2 protein-coding genes are annotated in these 418 nt (G+C 71.3%); both read left to right on the top strand.

The window, feature by feature from the left end:
- Nucleotides 1-288, top strand: a 288-nt coding sequence (locus tag OOT08_RS15765) for a PucR family transcriptional regulator (RefSeq protein WP_325093788.1), incomplete at its 5' end; no start/stop codon positions are given.
- Nucleotides 289-314: 26 nt separating this feature from the next.
- Nucleotides 315-418: SDR family NAD(P)-dependent oxidoreductase (locus tag OOT08_RS19225; protein WP_442916276.1), on the top strand; the 104-nt coding region annotated here is incomplete at its 3' end.

The following is a 418-nucleotide window of genomic DNA, read 5'->3' as shown; positions in this document are numbered from 1 at the left end:
ACCCTGATCGAGAACATCTACGATCCCCTGCGCGCGCACTCCCCCGAGCTGCTGGAGACGCTCTGGTGCTACCTCGACAACGGGCGCTCCCTGGAGGCGACGGCCCGGGAGCTCTTCGTGCACCCGAACACGGTCCGCTACCGCCTCAAGAAGGTCTCCGAGGTGATCGGCTGGAACGCCACCGGGGCCCGCGAGTCGCTCATCCTGCAGTCCGCGCTCATCGTCGGCTCGATCGCGCCCAGCCGCCCGGGTGCCCAGGGCAAGCCCGAGGGGAAGGCCGGGCGCTAAGCCAGCCCGCGCCACAGGAGCTCGCCATGATCGTCGCCATCACCGGAGCGTCCCGGGGCATCGGCCGCGCCGTCGCCGAGCGCTGCGTCGCCGACGGGCACCACGTGCTCATCGGTTACCGGAGCGACCG

The organism is Leucobacter sp. M11, from assembly GCF_035726885.1.
Classification (GTDB): domain Bacteria; phylum Actinomycetota; class Actinomycetes; order Actinomycetales; family Microbacteriaceae; genus JAPFRB01.
The sequence above is the reverse complement of the archived record's forward strand: the minus strand, read 5'-3'. Positions and strand labels throughout refer to the sequence as shown.